The sequence below is a fragment of the Streptomyces sp. NPDC040405 genome, from assembly GCF_055595765.1.
In genome coordinates, this window is the sequence record NZ_JBVIVI010000004.1 from 401,379 (window position 1) to 414,894 (window position 13,516).

The 13,516-nt window shown below is 72.6% G+C and carries 13 protein-coding genes; 9 read left to right on the forward strand and 4 right to left on the reverse strand.

What is annotated here, in order from left to right:
- Positions 1-8 precede the first annotated feature (8 nt).
- The 5 genes from uraD to ACZ59A_RS19505 all read left to right on the forward strand — a co-directional run bounded on the left by uraD (position 9) and on the right by ACZ59A_RS19505 (position 5,202).
- Positions 9-524, forward strand: coding sequence for a 2-oxo-4-hydroxy-4-carboxy-5-ureidoimidazoline decarboxylase (uraD, locus tag ACZ59A_RS19485; protein WP_470960239.1), 516 nt, complete (start codon positions 9-11; stop codon positions 522-524).
- Positions 524-853: a hydroxyisourate hydrolase gene (gene uraH / locus ACZ59A_RS19490; RefSeq protein ID WP_470960241.1), complete on the forward strand. Its 330-nt coding sequence runs from the start codon at positions 524-526 to the stop codon at positions 851-853. The genes uraD and uraH overlap by 1 nt, the downstream gene beginning before the upstream one ends.
- A 6-nt stretch (positions 854-859) precedes the next feature.
- Complete coding sequence (pucL, locus tag ACZ59A_RS19495; protein WP_470960243.1) at positions 860-1,747, forward strand: factor-independent urate hydroxylase; 888 nt, start codon at positions 860-862, stop codon at positions 1,745-1,747.
- 13 nt (positions 1,748-1,760) lie between these two features.
- Positions 1,761-3,131 (forward strand): 8-oxoguanine deaminase, encoded by a 1,371-nt coding sequence (locus ACZ59A_RS19500; RefSeq protein WP_470960245.1) that lies wholly within the window; start codon positions 1,761-1,763, stop codon positions 3,129-3,131.
- Positions 3,132-3,297: 166 nt separating this feature from the next.
- Positions 3,298-5,202, forward strand: a complete 1,905-nt coding sequence (locus ACZ59A_RS19505; protein ID WP_470960246.1) for an alpha-L-fucosidase — start codon at positions 3,298-3,300, stop codon at positions 5,200-5,202.
- 61 nt (positions 5,203-5,263) lie between these two features.
- On the opposite strand, the gene aceB is transcribed toward ACZ59A_RS19505, so the two are convergent.
- The gene (gene aceB / locus ACZ59A_RS19510) at positions 5,264-6,883 is read right to left on the reverse strand and encodes a malate synthase A (protein WP_470960247.1); all 1,620 of its coding nucleotides are present in this window, start codon (positions 6,881-6,883) and stop codon (positions 5,264-5,266) included.
- Between the two features lie 93 nt (positions 6,884-6,976).
- Positions 6,977-7,597 carry a nucleotidyltransferase family protein gene (locus tag ACZ59A_RS19515; RefSeq protein WP_470960249.1) on the reverse strand — a complete coding sequence of 207 codons (621 nt, stop codon included), beginning with the start codon at positions 7,595-7,597 and terminating at the stop codon, positions 6,977-6,979.
- Between the two features lie 195 nt (positions 7,598-7,792).
- On the opposite strand from ACZ59A_RS19515, the gene ACZ59A_RS19520 reads away from it, so the two are divergent.
- On the forward strand, positions 7,793-8,101 hold the full coding sequence (locus ACZ59A_RS19520; RefSeq protein ID WP_470960250.1) for a DUF5955 family protein: 309 nt from the start codon (positions 7,793-7,795) through the stop codon (positions 8,099-8,101).
- A gap of 22 nt (positions 8,102-8,123) precedes the next feature.
- Here ACZ59A_RS19520 and ACZ59A_RS19525 read toward each other — a convergent pair whose 3' ends face one another.
- Positions 8,124-8,909, reverse strand: a complete 786-nt coding sequence (locus ACZ59A_RS19525; protein WP_470960252.1) for an IclR family transcriptional regulator — start codon at positions 8,907-8,909, stop codon at positions 8,124-8,126.
- Between the two features lie 240 nt (positions 8,910-9,149).
- Here ACZ59A_RS19525 and allB point away from each other — a divergent pair, with 240 nt between their 5' ends.
- The 3 genes from allB (at position 9,150) to ACZ59A_RS19540 (ending at position 12,598) form a co-directional block, all read left to right on the forward strand.
- On the forward strand, positions 9,150-10,523 hold the full coding sequence (gene allB / locus ACZ59A_RS19530) for an allantoinase AllB (protein WP_470960254.1): 1,374 nt from the start codon (positions 9,150-9,152) through the stop codon (positions 10,521-10,523).
- Positions 10,520-11,671: an allantoicase gene (gene alc, locus ACZ59A_RS19535; RefSeq protein ID WP_470960256.1), complete on the forward strand. Its 1,152-nt coding sequence runs from the start codon at positions 10,520-10,522 to the stop codon at positions 11,669-11,671. The genes allB and alc overlap by 4 nt, the downstream gene beginning before the upstream one ends.
- A gap of 144 nt (positions 11,672-11,815) precedes the next feature.
- Positions 11,816-12,598 carry a DUF899 family protein gene (locus ACZ59A_RS19540; protein WP_470960258.1) on the forward strand — a complete coding sequence of 261 codons (783 nt, stop codon included), beginning with the start codon at positions 11,816-11,818 and terminating at the stop codon, positions 12,596-12,598.
- Between the two features lie 21 nt (positions 12,599-12,619).
- Here the strand turns inward: ACZ59A_RS19540 and ACZ59A_RS19545 are convergent, their stop codons facing one another.
- Positions 12,620-13,405: an SDR family NAD(P)-dependent oxidoreductase gene (locus ACZ59A_RS19545; RefSeq protein ID WP_470960260.1), complete on the reverse strand. Its 786-nt coding sequence runs from the start codon at positions 13,403-13,405 to the stop codon at positions 12,620-12,622.
- Positions 13,406-13,516: the final 111 nt, after the last annotated feature.

Genomic DNA, 13,516 nt, shown 5'->3' on the forward strand with positions numbered 1-13,516 from the left:
TTTCGGGTGTGACTACCAGCGCTCCACCGGGCCTGGCCCGGTTCAACGCGGCGGGCCGGACGGACGTGGCCGCGCTGCTGTACGAGGTGTGCGCCAGCCGGGCCTGGGGCGCGGTGGTGGCCGAGGGGCGGCCGTACCGTCACATGGCCGCGCTGCTGGCGGCGTCCGACGTGGCGATGGCCGGGCTGACCAGGGGTGATCTCGCCGAGGCCATGGCTGGGCACCCGCCTATCGGGCGGCCGAAGCCGGGGGACGCCACCTCGGCGCGCGAGCAGAGCGGGGTGGGCGACGAGCTGCGCGCGGAGCTGCTGGAGCTGAATCTCGCGTACCAGGAGCGCCACGGCCACGTGTTCCTGATCTGCGCCACCGGCCGCACCGGCGAGGAGATGCTCACCGCCCTGCGCGAGCGGATCGGCAACGACACCGGCACCGAATGCGAGATCGTCCGCGCCGAACTGGGGAAGATCAACCGCATCCGGCTGACCCGAATCATGACCGCGGAAGCGGCGGAAGGAGAGCGGTGATGGCGACCGCCACCTCCGTGTCCACGCACATCCTGGACACCAGCCTCGGCCGCCCGGCCCCGGGCGTCCCCGTCGAGCTGTCGGTGCGCCCCGCGGGCGGTGCCGACTGGGTGGCGCATGCCGCCTCCCGTACCGACGCGGACGGGCGCTGCACGGATCTGCCCGCCCTGCCCGAGGGCACCACCCAGGTACGGCTGCGTTTCGAGACCGAGTCGCGCGGGCCCTTCTTCCCGGAGGTGACGGCCGTCTTCGCCGTCGAGCCCGGCGAGCACTACCACGTGCCGCTACTGCTCACCCCGTTCGGCTACTCCGTATACCGAGGGAGCTGAAGCCCGATGCCCATGCTCGGCCAGAACCAGTACGGCAAGGCGGAGACCCGCGTGGTCCGGATGGTGCGCGACGGCGACGTCCACCACATCAAGGACCTGAACGTGTCCGTCGCGCTCTCCGGCGAGCTGGCGGACGTCCACCGCCACGGCGACAACACCGGCGTCCTGCCGACCGACACCATGAAGAACACGGTCTACGCCTTCGCCAAGGAGCACGGCATCGCCACCGCCGAACACTTCGGCATAGCGCTGGCCCGCCACTTCGTCGGCAGCCAGGAGGCGATCCGCACCGCCCGCGTCCGGATCGAGGAGTACGCCTGGGAGCGGATCGGGACGACCGGCGGTGAGGAGGCCCGGCACTCCTTCGTCCGCAGCGGCCGGGAGACCCGTACCGCGCAGATCCGCTACGACGGCCGGGACTGGGAGGTGCTGTCCGGCCTGCGGGACCTCACGGTGATGAACTCCACCGACTCCGAGTTCCACGGCTTCGTCAGGGACCCGTACACCACCCTGCCGGAGGCGCGCGACCGCATCCTCGCCACCGAGGTGCACGCCCGCTGGCGGCACGGCTGGAACGACGCCGCGCGGCCGGAGCCGGACTGGGACGCCGCGTACGAGGGCGCGCGCGCCGATCTGCTGGCCGCCTTCGCCGAGACGTACTCGCTCTCGCTCCAGCAGACGCTGTACGCGATGGGCGCGCGCGTCGTCGAGCGGCGTCCCGGGATCGAGGAGATACGGCTCTCGCTCCCCAACAAGCACCACTTCCTGGTCGACCTGGCGCCCTTCGGCCTCACCAACGACAACGAGGTCTACTTCGCCGCCGACCGGCCGTACGGGCTCATCGAGGCCACCGTCCTGCGGGACGGCGCCGAGTCCCGGATTCCCACCGACTGAAGGGCTCCACCCCGTGCACCGCATCGTCATCGAGAACTGCGCCATCGCGACCGTGGACGCGCGCGGCACCGAGCACGCCTCGGGCCATGTCGTCGTCGCGGGCAACCGCATCGAGTCGGTGGGCGCGGGCCCCGCGCCGGAGGGGCTGGACGGGGTGGTCCGCCGGGTCGACGGCACCGGCCATCTCGTCACCCCGGGCCTGGTCAACACCCATCACCACTTCTACCAGTGGCTCACCCGCGGCCTCGCCCAGGACCACAACCTCTTCGACTGGCTGGTCGCGCTCTACCCCACCTGGGCCCGGCTCGACGAGCCGATGGTGTACGCCGCCGCCCGCGGCTCGCTCGCGATGATGGTGCGCGGCGGCGTCACCACCGCCATGGACCACCACTACGTCTTCCCGCGCGGCTCCGGCGATCTGCTGGGCGCCGAGATCCGCGCGGCGCGCGAGCTGGGCGTGCGGTTCACCGCCGCGCGCGGCTCCATGGACCTCGGCAGCTCGGACGGCGGGCTGCCGCCGGACTTCGCCGTCGAGACCACCGAGGACGCCCTCTCCGCCACCGAGGAGGTCATCGACACCCACCACGACGGCTCGTTCGACGCGATGGTGCGGATCGCGGTCGCGCCCTGCTCGCCCTTCTCCGTCACCACCGAACTCCTGCGCGAGAGCGCCGAGTTGGCCCGTCGCAAGGGCGTACGGCTGCACACCCACGGCTCGGAGACGGCCGAGGAGGAGCGGTTCTGCCACGAGCGGTTCGGGATGGGGCCGACGGACTACTTCGCGTCGACCGGCTGGCTCGGCGAGGACGTGTGGATGGCGCACTGCGTCCACATGAACGACGCCGACATCGCCGCCTTCGCCCGCACCGGAACCGGCGTCGCCCACTGCCCGTCGTCCAACGCCCGGCTCGCTGCCGGGATCGCCCGGGTGCCGGATCTGCTCGCCGCGGGCGTACCGGTCGGGCTCGGCGTGGACGGCACCGCCTCGAACGAGTCCGGCGAGCTGCACACCGAGCTGCGCAACGCGCTGCTGATCAACCGGCTCGGCGCCCACCGCGAGAAGGCGCTGACGGTCCGCCAGGTGCTGCGGCTCGGCACCCACGGCGGGGCACAGGTGCTCGGCCGCCAGGACGAGATCGGCTCGCTGGAGCCGGGCAAGCTCGCCGACCTGGTGCTGTGGAAGCTGGACGGCATCGGCCACTCGACGATCGCCGACCCGGTCGCGGCACTGGTGCTGGGCCCGGCGGCGCCGGTGACCCTGTCGCTGGTGAACGGCGAGCCGGTGGTGGAGGCGGGGCGGCTGCTCACCGCCGACGAGGACGACATCGCCCGCGGCGCGCGCGACGAGGCGCGGCGGCTGGCCCGCATCGCGGCGGAGGGGTGAGACATCGGATGGATCGGGGGTGCGGAGCTGCGGCGGGGCGCTGCTGAGGCGACCGTGGCGCTTTATGTCCCGTTGACATCCCACCTTTGCGGCTCTAGGTTCCGGTACGCGGCTGGCCAGCCCTCCTGTCCGACGACCCATGAGCACCATGAGCACAGGAGCCGCCATGCGTGTGTCCCCACGGGCGTTATCCCTGTCCGGCCTGTCCCGAGGTCTGAGCCTGCTGCTCGGCCTGTTCCTGGCGCTGACCCTCACCGGACCATCCGCCACCGCCGCATCCGCCACCGCCGCATCCGCCACCGCCGCATCCGCCACCGCCGCACCCGCCCCCAACGGGCCCGCTGCCGCCGAGCCCGGTCCCGGCACCGACTACGCGGCCGACGATCCGTTCACCGCCGACCGCACCGCCTGGTGGCGGCAGGACCGGTTCGGGATGTTCATCCACTTCGGCGCGTACTCCCAGCTGGAGGGCGAATACACCCGGCCGGACGGCACCGTGTGCCGGGACGCGGAGTGGATCCGGCGGAACTGCCAGATCCCGCTGAGCGACTACGAGGACATGGCGCAGGGCTTCAACCCCTCGTCCTTCGACGCGGAGGCGGTCGTCAAGGCGGCCAAGGACGCCGGTCAGCGCTACATCGTCATCACCTCCAAGCACCACGACGGATACGCGATGTGGCCGACGAAGCAGAACACCTGGAACCTGCGCGACCACTCCTCGTTCGACAAGCGGCGCGACATCCTCGCCGAGCTGAAGACCGCCGCCGACCGGGCCGGGATCAAGCTCGGCTTCTACTACTCGATCTGGGACTGGCACGACCCCGACTTCGCCGGCCCGGCCACCTTCCCGCAGTACAAGAAGCGGATGTACGCGCAGCTCAAAGAGCTGGTCGACGGCTATGACCCGGCGCTGCTGTGGTTCGACGGCGAATGGGACGCGGACAACCCCACCAACCCCTGGTCCCCGAAGGACGGCGAACAGCTCGAATCGTATCTGCGCGGTCTGGACCCGGACCTGGTCATCAACAACCGGGTCGGCAAGCGCCGCGTCGTGGACGGCGACTACGGCACCCCCGAGCAGGAGATCCCGGACGCGCCCGTGGACGGCCAGCTGTGGGAGTCCTGCATGACCCTCAACGGCCACTGGGGATTCGCGAAGTACGACCAGAACTGGAAGTCGCCCCAGACCCTCACCCGCAACCTCCTCGACATCGCCAGCCGGGGCGGCAACTATCTGCTCAACGTCGGCCCCGACAAGCTCGGCCGGATCCCGCAGCCGTCCGTCGACCGGCTGCGCGACATCGGCTCCTGGCTGCGGACGGCCGGTCAGGGCCGGGCCGTGTACGGCGCGGGGGACGCCGGGCTGGTGACCGAGCCCGGGTGGGGAGCGGTCAGCCGGTCCGGGAACAAGCTCTACGCGTCCGTGAGCTCCTGGCCCGCCACCGGAAAGCCCCTCCACCTCACCGCGCGGGCACCGTTCGAGGTGACCGGGGCGCGGGTGCTGGGCAGCGGGCAGCGGGTCGCGGTCACGGCGGCCGGGGACGGTTTCGACCTCACCCCGTCCGGCGGGCCGGTGAACGACACCGCGTCGGTGATCGAGCTGACGGTCCGGCCTTCGGGGGAGTCCGTGCCCCCGGGCCGGGGCACGGGGCTGCGGCAGGAGGTGTTCGCGAACGACACCTTCAGCGGGCCCCCGGCCGTCACCCGGACCGACCGCACCGTCAACCACGCCTGGAGGCAGGCCGGTTCACCGGACGCGAAGGTCCCGGCCGACCGCTTCAGCATCCGCTGGACCGGCTCGCTGGTGCCCCGCCACACCCAGCGGTACACGCTCAGCACCGTCTCCGACGACACGGTCCGGGTGTGGATCGACGGCAAGCTCCTCATCGACAACGCCACGCCGCACACGGCGCAGGTCGACAAGGCGGCTGTCGATCTGAAGGCCGGGAAGCGCCACGCCATCAAGATCGAATACACCGAGCAGACCGGTGAGGCGCATATGAAGCTGCTGTGGTCCGCCCCCGGCCAGCCGCAGCAGATCGTGCCGCGCGCTCAGCTCTACACGTCATAAGAGCCGGACAAGAGCCGAGGGGCCCCGGGATGTCCCGGGGCCCCTCGTGGTCTCTCGGCGCTCAGCCCAGCAGCTCGTACGCGGGCAGCGTCAGGAACGCCGCGTAGTCCTCGTCGAGCGCGACCTGCAGCAGCAGATCGTGTGCCTGCTGCCACTTACCGGCGGCGAACGCCTCCGCGCCGACCTCCTCGCGGATCGCGGCCAGCTCCTCGGCGGCGACCGTGCGCACGAGGTCGGCGGTGGCCTTCTGGCCGTCCTCGAACACCACTCCGGCGTTGATCCACTGCCAGATCTGGGAGCGGGAGATCTCCGCGGTGGCGGCGTCCTCCATCAGGTTGAAGATGCCGACGGCGCCCAGTCCGCGCAGCCACGCCTCGATGTAGCGGGTGCCGACCTGCACGGCGTTGCGCAGGCCGTCGAAGGTGGGCTTGGCGTCCAGCGAGGCGACGTCGATCAGCTCGGCCGCCGTGACCCGGACGTCCTCGCGCAGCCGGTCCTTCTGGTGCGGACGGTCGCCCAGCACCGCGTCGAAGGACTCGCGGGCGACCGGGACCAGGTCGGGGTGGGCGACCCACGAGCCGTCGAAGCCGTCGCCCGCCTCGCGGTCCTTGTCGGCCCGCACCTTGTCGAACGCGACCGCGTTGACCTCCGCGTCCCGGCGCGAGGGGATGAAGGCCGCCATGCCGCCGATCGCGTGCGCACCCCGCTTGTGGCAGGTGCGCACCAGCAGTTCGGTGTAGGCGCGCATGAACGGCGCCGTCATCGTCACCGCGTTGCGGTCGGGGAGGACGAAGCCGGGGCCCGCGTCGCGGAAGTTCTTGACGATGGAGAACAGGTAGTCCCAGCGGCCCGCGTTGAGCCCGGAGGCGTGGTCGCGCAGCTCGTACAGGATCTCGTCCATCTCGTACGCGGCCGTGATCGTCTCGATGAGCACGGTGGCGCGGATGCTCCCTTGCGGAACGCCCACGTAGTCCTGCGCGAAGACGAAGACGTCGTTCCAGAGGCGGGCCTCCAGGTGCGACTCGGTCTTCGGCAGGTAGAAGTACGGGCCCTTGCCCAGGTCGAGCAGGCGGCGCGCGTTGTGGAAGAAGTACAGGCCGAAGTCGACCAGCCCGCCGGGCACCGCGCGGCCCTCCGCGTCCCGCAGATGGCGCTCGTCCAGGTGCCAGCCGCGCGGCCGGGCGACGACGGTGGCCAGCTCCTCGGCGGGGCGCAGCGCGTAGCTCTTGCCCTGGGGGGAGGTGAAGTCGATCCGGCGCTCGTACGCGTCGGTCAGATTCAGCTGGCCGCCGATCACATTCGCCCAGGTGGGCGCGGAGGCGTCCTCGAAGTCGGCGAGCCAGACCTTGGCGCCCGAGTTGAGCGCGTTGATCGTCATCTTGCGGTCGGTGGGACCGGTGATCTCCACCCGGCGGTCCTGGAGGGCGGGCGGGGCCTCGGCCACGCGCCAGTCCGGGTCCTCGCGGATGTGCGCGGTCTCCGGCAGGAAGTCCAGTGCGCTCGTACGGGCGATCTCCGCCCGTCGCTCGGCGCGGCGCGCGAGCAACTCGTCGCGCCGAGGGGTGAAGCGGTGATGCAGCTCGGCCAGGAAGGCCAGGGCCGCATCGGTCAGCACCTCTCCCTGACGCTCCAGCGGCTCGGCGTCGACAATGGCCAGCGGGGATGGCGCTGGTGCGGACATGGGCGTTCACTCCTCAGTCGATAGCAATTCTGGATATTAATTTCCTCATCGTGGAAGTTCAATCGGGCGCGAGTGTGAGACGCGGCATGAGGCTCACCGCAGCCGCGCCAGATCCTCCGGAGTGTCGATGTCGTCCACCCGTGCGATGTCCGCGCAGTCGACCCGGATGATCTCGGCCTGATGTTCCCTCAGATAAGCGCGTGCCCCGCGGTCGCCCTCCGCACTCGCCGCGACGCCCGCCCACCGGTCCGCCCCGAATAGCACCGGATGCCCCCGCTCGCCCCCGTACTCCGCCGTCACCAGGGACCCCGCCGGGCCCTGCGCCGAGCCGCTCGCGGCCCGTACGCGCGCCACCGCCGGTGCCCCGATCCCGGGCTGATCCACCAGCGTGACCAGCACCGCGCGCGCCCCCGTGCCGCTCAGCGAGGCCAGTCCGGCCCGCAGTGAGGTGCCCATGCCGCCCTCCCAGTCGGGGTTGTCGACCAGGACGCACCCCGGCAGCTCGGCCCGCTCCCGTACCGCCCCGGCGGCGGCGCCCAGCACGATGTGCACCGGGGTGCAGCCGCCCTCCCGCAGCGCGCGCGCCGCGTGCTCCACCAGCGGCCTGCCCCGGTACTCCAGCAGCGCCTTCGGCCGCCCGCCCAGCCGCCGTCCCCCGCCCGCCGCCAGCAGCAACCCGGCGACCTGCGCGTTGTCCTCAGTGGTGCGATCCATGGCCCCTGCTTACCGCACCGGGGCGCCGCGTGGACGGTTCATCCCAGCCGGTCTGATTTTCGCTCTCCGTATGGCGCACTGCGCACACGGTGGCGTTAACTGATCCGCAGCCCCTTGTGTCCGATTCGGCGTCCCGGGGGCAGGGGAGAGGGGGCGGGGCTCGTGCAGCCGTGCGCGAGGGGGAGAAGGGCAGTGTTGTCCGACGTGGAGGGCGCCGCAGTGGCGTGCACCGAGGAAGACCCGAGGGTGGCGGAGCTGCGCCTGGCCGTGGCCCGGCTCAGGCGCGACCTGGCCGCCCACCCGGCGGAATTACCGGACCGGGCGATCGCGGACGACGAACTGGCCGCACTCGACGCCATGGCCCGCACCGGCACCCCCGAGCTGCACCGCCTCCGCCGCTCCCTGCTCCTGGTGGCCGGTGCCCTGGGCTCGGTCAGCGCCCTGAACCCGGCCCTGCGGGCGGTCCGCGCGGCCATCGACCTCTTCGGCACGGTCTCCCGCTAGCGCGGCCGTCGGCCGGGCGCCGTCACGTTCCGTCCGTGCTGGCCAGCGCCGCCGACAGATCGGCGGCGACCTCCTTCAGGATGGGCACGATCTCCTTCGTGGCCTCGTCCGTCACCCGCCCCGCCGGGCCCGAGATCGAGATGGCGGCCGCCGTCGGGGAGTCCGGCACGGACACCGCCAGGCAGCGCACGCCCATCTCCTGCTCGTTGTCGTCCACCGCGTAGCCCGTCTCGCGCACCAGCCGCAGGGCGTCCAGGAACGCGTCCGGCGTGGTGATCGTCTTCGCCGTCGCTGAGGGCATGCCGGTCCGGCCCAGGAGGGCGCGTACCTCGTCCGGGGGCGTAGTGGCCAGCAGCGCCTTGCCGACGCCGGTGCTGTGCGGCAGGACCCGCCGCCCGACCTCGGTGAACATGCGCATGGAGTGGCGGGAGGGCACCTGTGCGACGTACACCACCTCGTCCCCGTCCAGCAGCGCCATGTTCGCGGTCTCGCCGGTCTCCTCGACCAGGCGGGCCAGATACGGCCGCGCCCAGGTGCCCAGCAGCCGGGCCGAGCTTTCGCCGAGCCGGATCAGCCGGGGGCCGAGGGCATAGCGGCGGTTGGGCTGCTGGCGTACGTAACCGCAGGCCACCAGCGTGCGCATCAGCCGGTGGATGGTGGGCAGCGGGAGGCCGCTGGTGCCGGACAGCTCGCTCAGTCCGACCTCGCCCCCGGCGTCGGCCATCCGCTCCAGCAGATCGAAGGCACGCTCCAGGGACTGGACGCCACCGGCGTTGGCGGCGGCGGTCTTGGACTCGGCGGACGGCACGTCGGCGTTTCCTTTCGCAGCGGGCGGCACCGGTCTCGCGCCCGCGTCGGATACCGCGGCCGACCGGCCTTCGGCAGCCTACCGGTCCGTCTCGGCGCAACGTTCTACGTATCGAAAATCCACTTTCATGCTACGGAATCGAACGGGGGTGCTCGGGAAGTCTTGACCAGATCGCACGAGAAGGGAAGACTCCGAACGGAAAACTTATTCCGTGTTGTGGAATTACCGAGGGGAGTGTGGGTGGCCGAGCTGGACCCGGAACCGGACCTCGTACTGCGTTCGACGCGCGTGATCACCCCCGACGGCCCGCGCGCCGCGTCCGTCGCCGTCTCCACCGCCGAGGGCCGCATTCTGGCCGTCCTGCCGTACGAGGCCGAGCGCCCGGGGGCGCCGACCGAAGACCTCGGGGACGACGTCCTCCTCCCCGGCCTCGTCGACACCCATGTGCACGTCAACGACCCCGGCCGCACCGAGTGGGAGGGCTTCGCCACCGCCACCCGCGCCGCCGCGGCCGGGGGCGTCACCACCCTGGTCGACATGCCCCTCAACAGCGTCCCGCCCACCACCGACGTCGAGGCGCTGGAGATCAAGCGGGCCGTCGCCCGCCGGTCGGCCCACATCGACATCGGCTTCTGGGGCGGTGCGATCCCCGGCAACACGGCCGACCTGCGGCCGCTGCACGACGCCGGGGTCCTCGGCTTCAAGTGCTTCCTGCTCCACTCCGGCGTGGACGAGTTCCCGCCTCTCGACGCGGCCGGGCTCAGGGCCGCCCTCGGCGAGATCGCGGGCTTCGGCGGGCTGCTCATCGTCCACGCCGAGGACCCGGAGCTGATCGGCGGCGCCCCGCCGCCCAGCGGCCCGCGCTACGCCGGCTTCCTCGCCTCCCGCCCCCGCGCGGCCGAGAACCGGGCCATCGAGGGCCTCATCGCCCTCGCCCGCGAGCTGGCCGCCCGCGTCCACATCCTGCATCTGTCCTCCGCCGAGGCCCTGCCGCGCATCGCCGCCGCGCGCCGCGAGGGCGTCCGGATCACCGTCGAGACCTGCCCGCACTTCCTCACCCTCACCGCCGAGGAAGTCCCGGACGGCGCCACCGAGTTCAAGTGCTGCCCGCCGATACGCGAGGCGGCCAACCGGGACGCGCTGTGGCAGGGCCTGGCCGACGGCACCCTCGACTGCGTCGTCTCCGACCACTCGCCCTGCACCGCGGACCTGAAGACCGGCGACTTCGGGCAGGCTTGGGGCGGCATCTCCTCGCTCCAGCTCGGCCTGCCCGCCGTCTGGACCGAGGCCCGCCGCCGCGGACACACCCTCGACGACGTCGCGCGGTGGATGTCCACGGCCCCGGCCGCCCTGGTCGGCCTCGACCGCAAGGGCGCCATCGAGGCGGGCCGGGACGCCGACTTCGCGGTCCTGGCGCCCGACGAGACCTTCACCGTCGACCCCGCCGCTCTCCACCACCGCAACCAGGTCACCGCGTACGCCGGGAAGACGCTGCACGGCGTCGTACGGTCCACCTGGCTGCGCGGCCGCAAGATCGCCGACCACGGCGAACCGACCAGCCCCACCGGCCGACCCCTGACCGGCCGACTACTGGAAAGGCAGCACCGCGTATGACCGCGCCGACCCCCCGATTCACCGGCGATGCCAACCCCTACGGCGGCGGTGACCCGTACGCCGACTACCGCACCGCCGACTTCTCCTTCGACCACCTCCCCGACCTCGCCGGTCGGCGGCTGGGCGGCAGCGTCACCGCGGCCAACGACGAGTTCTTCGCCGAGCGCGAGAACCTGCTGCGGCCCGAGGCGCCGCACTTCGACCCCGCGGACTTCGGCCACAAGGGCAAGGTCATGGACGGCTGGGAGACCAGGCGCCGCCGCGGGGCCTCCGCCGAGGTGCCGCACCCCACGGACGAGGACCACGACTGGGCCCTGATCCGGCTGGGCGCACCGGGCGTCATCCACGGCATCGTGGTCGACACCGCCCACTTCCGCGGCAACTACCCGCAGGCGGTGAGCGTGGAGGCCACGGCGGTCGAGGGCACCCCGTCCCCCGACCAGCTGCTGGCGGACGACGTCGAATGGACCACCCTGGTCCCCCGTACCCCGGTCGGCGGCCACGCCGCCAACGGGTTCCCCGTCTCCGTACCCCGCCGCTTCACCCACCTGCGCCTCAAGCAGCACCCCGACGGCGGCGTCGCCCGCCTCCGCGTCCACGGCGAGGTCGTCCCCGACCCGGCCTGGCTCACGCGGCTCGGCACCTTCGACGTGGCCGCCCTGGAGAACGGCGGCTCGGCCGAGGACGCCTCCGACCGCTTCTTCTCCCCGCCCGCCAACTCCATCCAGCCGGGCCGCTCCCAGAAGATGGACGAGGGCTGGGAGACCCGCCGCCGCCGCGACCAGGGCCACGACTGGGTCCGCTACGGCCTCACCGAACAGGCCCTGATCCGCGCCGTGGAGATCGACACCGGCTGCTACAAGGGCAACGCCGCGGGCTGGGCTGCCCTGTACGGCATCGACGCCACCTCCGGCGTGGACCCCTCCGACCACACGGCGCCGGGCTGGACCGAGCTCCTGCCCCGCACCCCCCTCCAGCCGGACACCGTCCACCGCTTCCTCCTCGACCAGGCCCCGCCGGTGACCCACGTCCGCATCGACATCTACCCGGACGGCGGCGTGGCCCGCCTCCGCCTCCACGGCTCGCTGACCGAGGAGGGCGCGAAGCGCCTCGCCACGCGCTACGCCGAGCTGCAGCACGACGCATAACGGTGCCGCCGCCGCGATGAGTTCCGGGCGGAGCGGGAGTCTCTTCTGGTGAGCGCCGTAGGACGCCGTATGACTGCGTACGACGCCGTACGCATACGTACGACTCCTACGGCGCCGCCCGGCACGAGACACCACGGAGGACTCATGACGACCACCCCGAGCGACCCGCCCACCGCGCTGCCCGGCCGCCCGCCCATCGTCGACCTGGCCGCCTGGCAGGCCGCCCGTGACGAGCTTCTGGTCCGCGAGAAGGCCCACACCCGTGAGGGCGACGCCCTGGCCGCGGCCCGCCGCCGGCTGCCGATGGTGGAGTTCGACGGGACGGTCGAGGTCGTCGGGCCCGACGGCCCGGTCCCGTTTCTCGACCTGTTCCAGGGCCGCGACGAACTGGTGGTCTACCAGCACATGTGGCACGACGGCGCGCCGCACCAGGGGCAGTGCGAGGGCTGCACCACCACGGCCTGGCATCTGAAGGACGCGGTCTATCCGAACGCCCGCGGCGTCTCGTTCGCCATCCTCACCACCGGCCGGTGGGACGAGGTGGCCCCCTACGTCGCGTTCATGGGCTACACCCAGCCCTGGTACTCGGTGCGCGACGTTCCCGCACCGGTCGGCGGAGACATGGGGTACCTCCGCTCCTTCCTGCGCGACGGCGACCGCGCGTTCCTCACCTACGCCACGACGGGCCGCGGCAACGAGCGCGTCAGCGGGTCCCTCGGCCTGCTCGACATGACTCCCTACGGCCGCGGCGAGGCGTGGGAGGACAACCCCGAGGGCTGGCCCGAGGGACGGGACGCGTGCTGGTCCTGGCGCTCGGACGCGGACGGGACCGCCACCTGGGGCCCGACCAGCCGCCCCGTGCCGCAGTGGACCCGCCCCGGCGCGGCCCCCGTGGAGACCCTCGGCCGACAGGGTCACTGCTGCTGACACCCCGCTGCCAGCGGGTGGTCAGGCCCGGGCGCCGCCGTCGACCGGAAGGACCGCGCCCGTCACATACGAGGCCCGGTCGCTGAGCAGCCAGGCGGCGGCCTCGGCGATCTCCTCGGGGTCGGCCATGCGGCCCAGCGGGGTGTGCTCCGTGATCCGTTCCAGGAGACCGGGCGAATGCGTTTCCCACGTACGGATCATCTCGGTGACCGTGCCGCCGGGGGCGATGGCGTTGACGCGGATGCCCTCCGGGCCGTAGGTGACGGCGGCCGACTCGGTGAGGCTGTTGACCGCCCGCTTCATCGCCCCGTAGGCGGGCAGCTCGGGGTTGCCCCGCAGGCTGCCGACGCTGGAGTTGTTGACGATCGCCCCCGTCCCGGCGGTGGCCCGGATGGCGGCGACCTCGGCGGCCATGGCCAGCCATGGGCCCTTGAGGTTCACGGCGTACAGGCGGTCGAAGTCGGCCTCCGGCGCCCGGTCCATCGGCCCGGGCGGGGTGACCGTCGCGCCGTTGTTGAAGGCCACGTCGAGGCGGCCGTACAGCTCCACGGCCCGGTCCACGGCGGCGCGCACGCTGGCCGCGTCGGCCAGGTCGCACACCACGTGGTCCGCGGTGCCGCCCGCCGCCCGTACCTCCTCGGCCACCGCCTTCAGCTGGTCCTCCGTACGGGCCGCGAGCAGCACCCGGGCGCCCTCCCGGGCGAACAGCCGCGCCGCGGCGGCGCCGATGCCGCGCCCGGCACCGGTGATGAAGGCGACCTTGCCCGCCAGCAGGCCCGGCGTTCCGGTGTTCGGTGTGTTGTCCATGGCAGCGAGCCTGCGTCCGGTCGCGGGGGGGGGGGGGGGGGGGGGGGGGGGGGGGGGGGGGGGGGGGGGGGGGGGGGAGAGGGGGGAGGGGGGGGGGGGGGAGGGGAAGGG

Coding starts and splice junctions, on each gene's coding strand:
- uraH (WP_470960241.1), top strand. CDS start 524: ATGGCGACCGCCACCTCCGTGTCCACGCACATCCTGGACACCAGCCTC.
- pucL (WP_470960243.1), top strand. CDS start 860: ATGCCCATGCTCGGCCAGAACCAGTACGGCAAGGCGGAGACCCGCGTG.
- ACZ59A_RS19505 (WP_470960246.1), top strand. CDS start 3,298: ATGCGTGTGTCCCCACGGGCGTTATCCCTGTCCGGCCTGTCCCGAGGT.
- aceB (WP_470960247.1), bottom strand. CDS start 6,883: ATGTCCGCACCAGCGCCATCCCCGCTGGCCATTGTCGACGCCGAGCCG.
- ACZ59A_RS19515 (WP_470960249.1), bottom strand. CDS start 7,597: ATGGATCGCACCACTGAGGACAACGCGCAGGTCGCCGGGTTGCTGCTG.
- alc (WP_470960256.1), top strand. CDS start 10,520: ATGACCGCGCCGACCCCCCGATTCACCGGCGATGCCAACCCCTACGGC.
- ACZ59A_RS19540 (WP_470960258.1), top strand. CDS start 11,816: ATGACGACCACCCCGAGCGACCCGCCCACCGCGCTGCCCGGCCGCCCG.
- ACZ59A_RS19545 (WP_470960260.1), bottom strand. CDS start 13,405: ATGGACAACACACCGAACACCGGAACGCCGGGCCTGCTGGCGGGCAAG.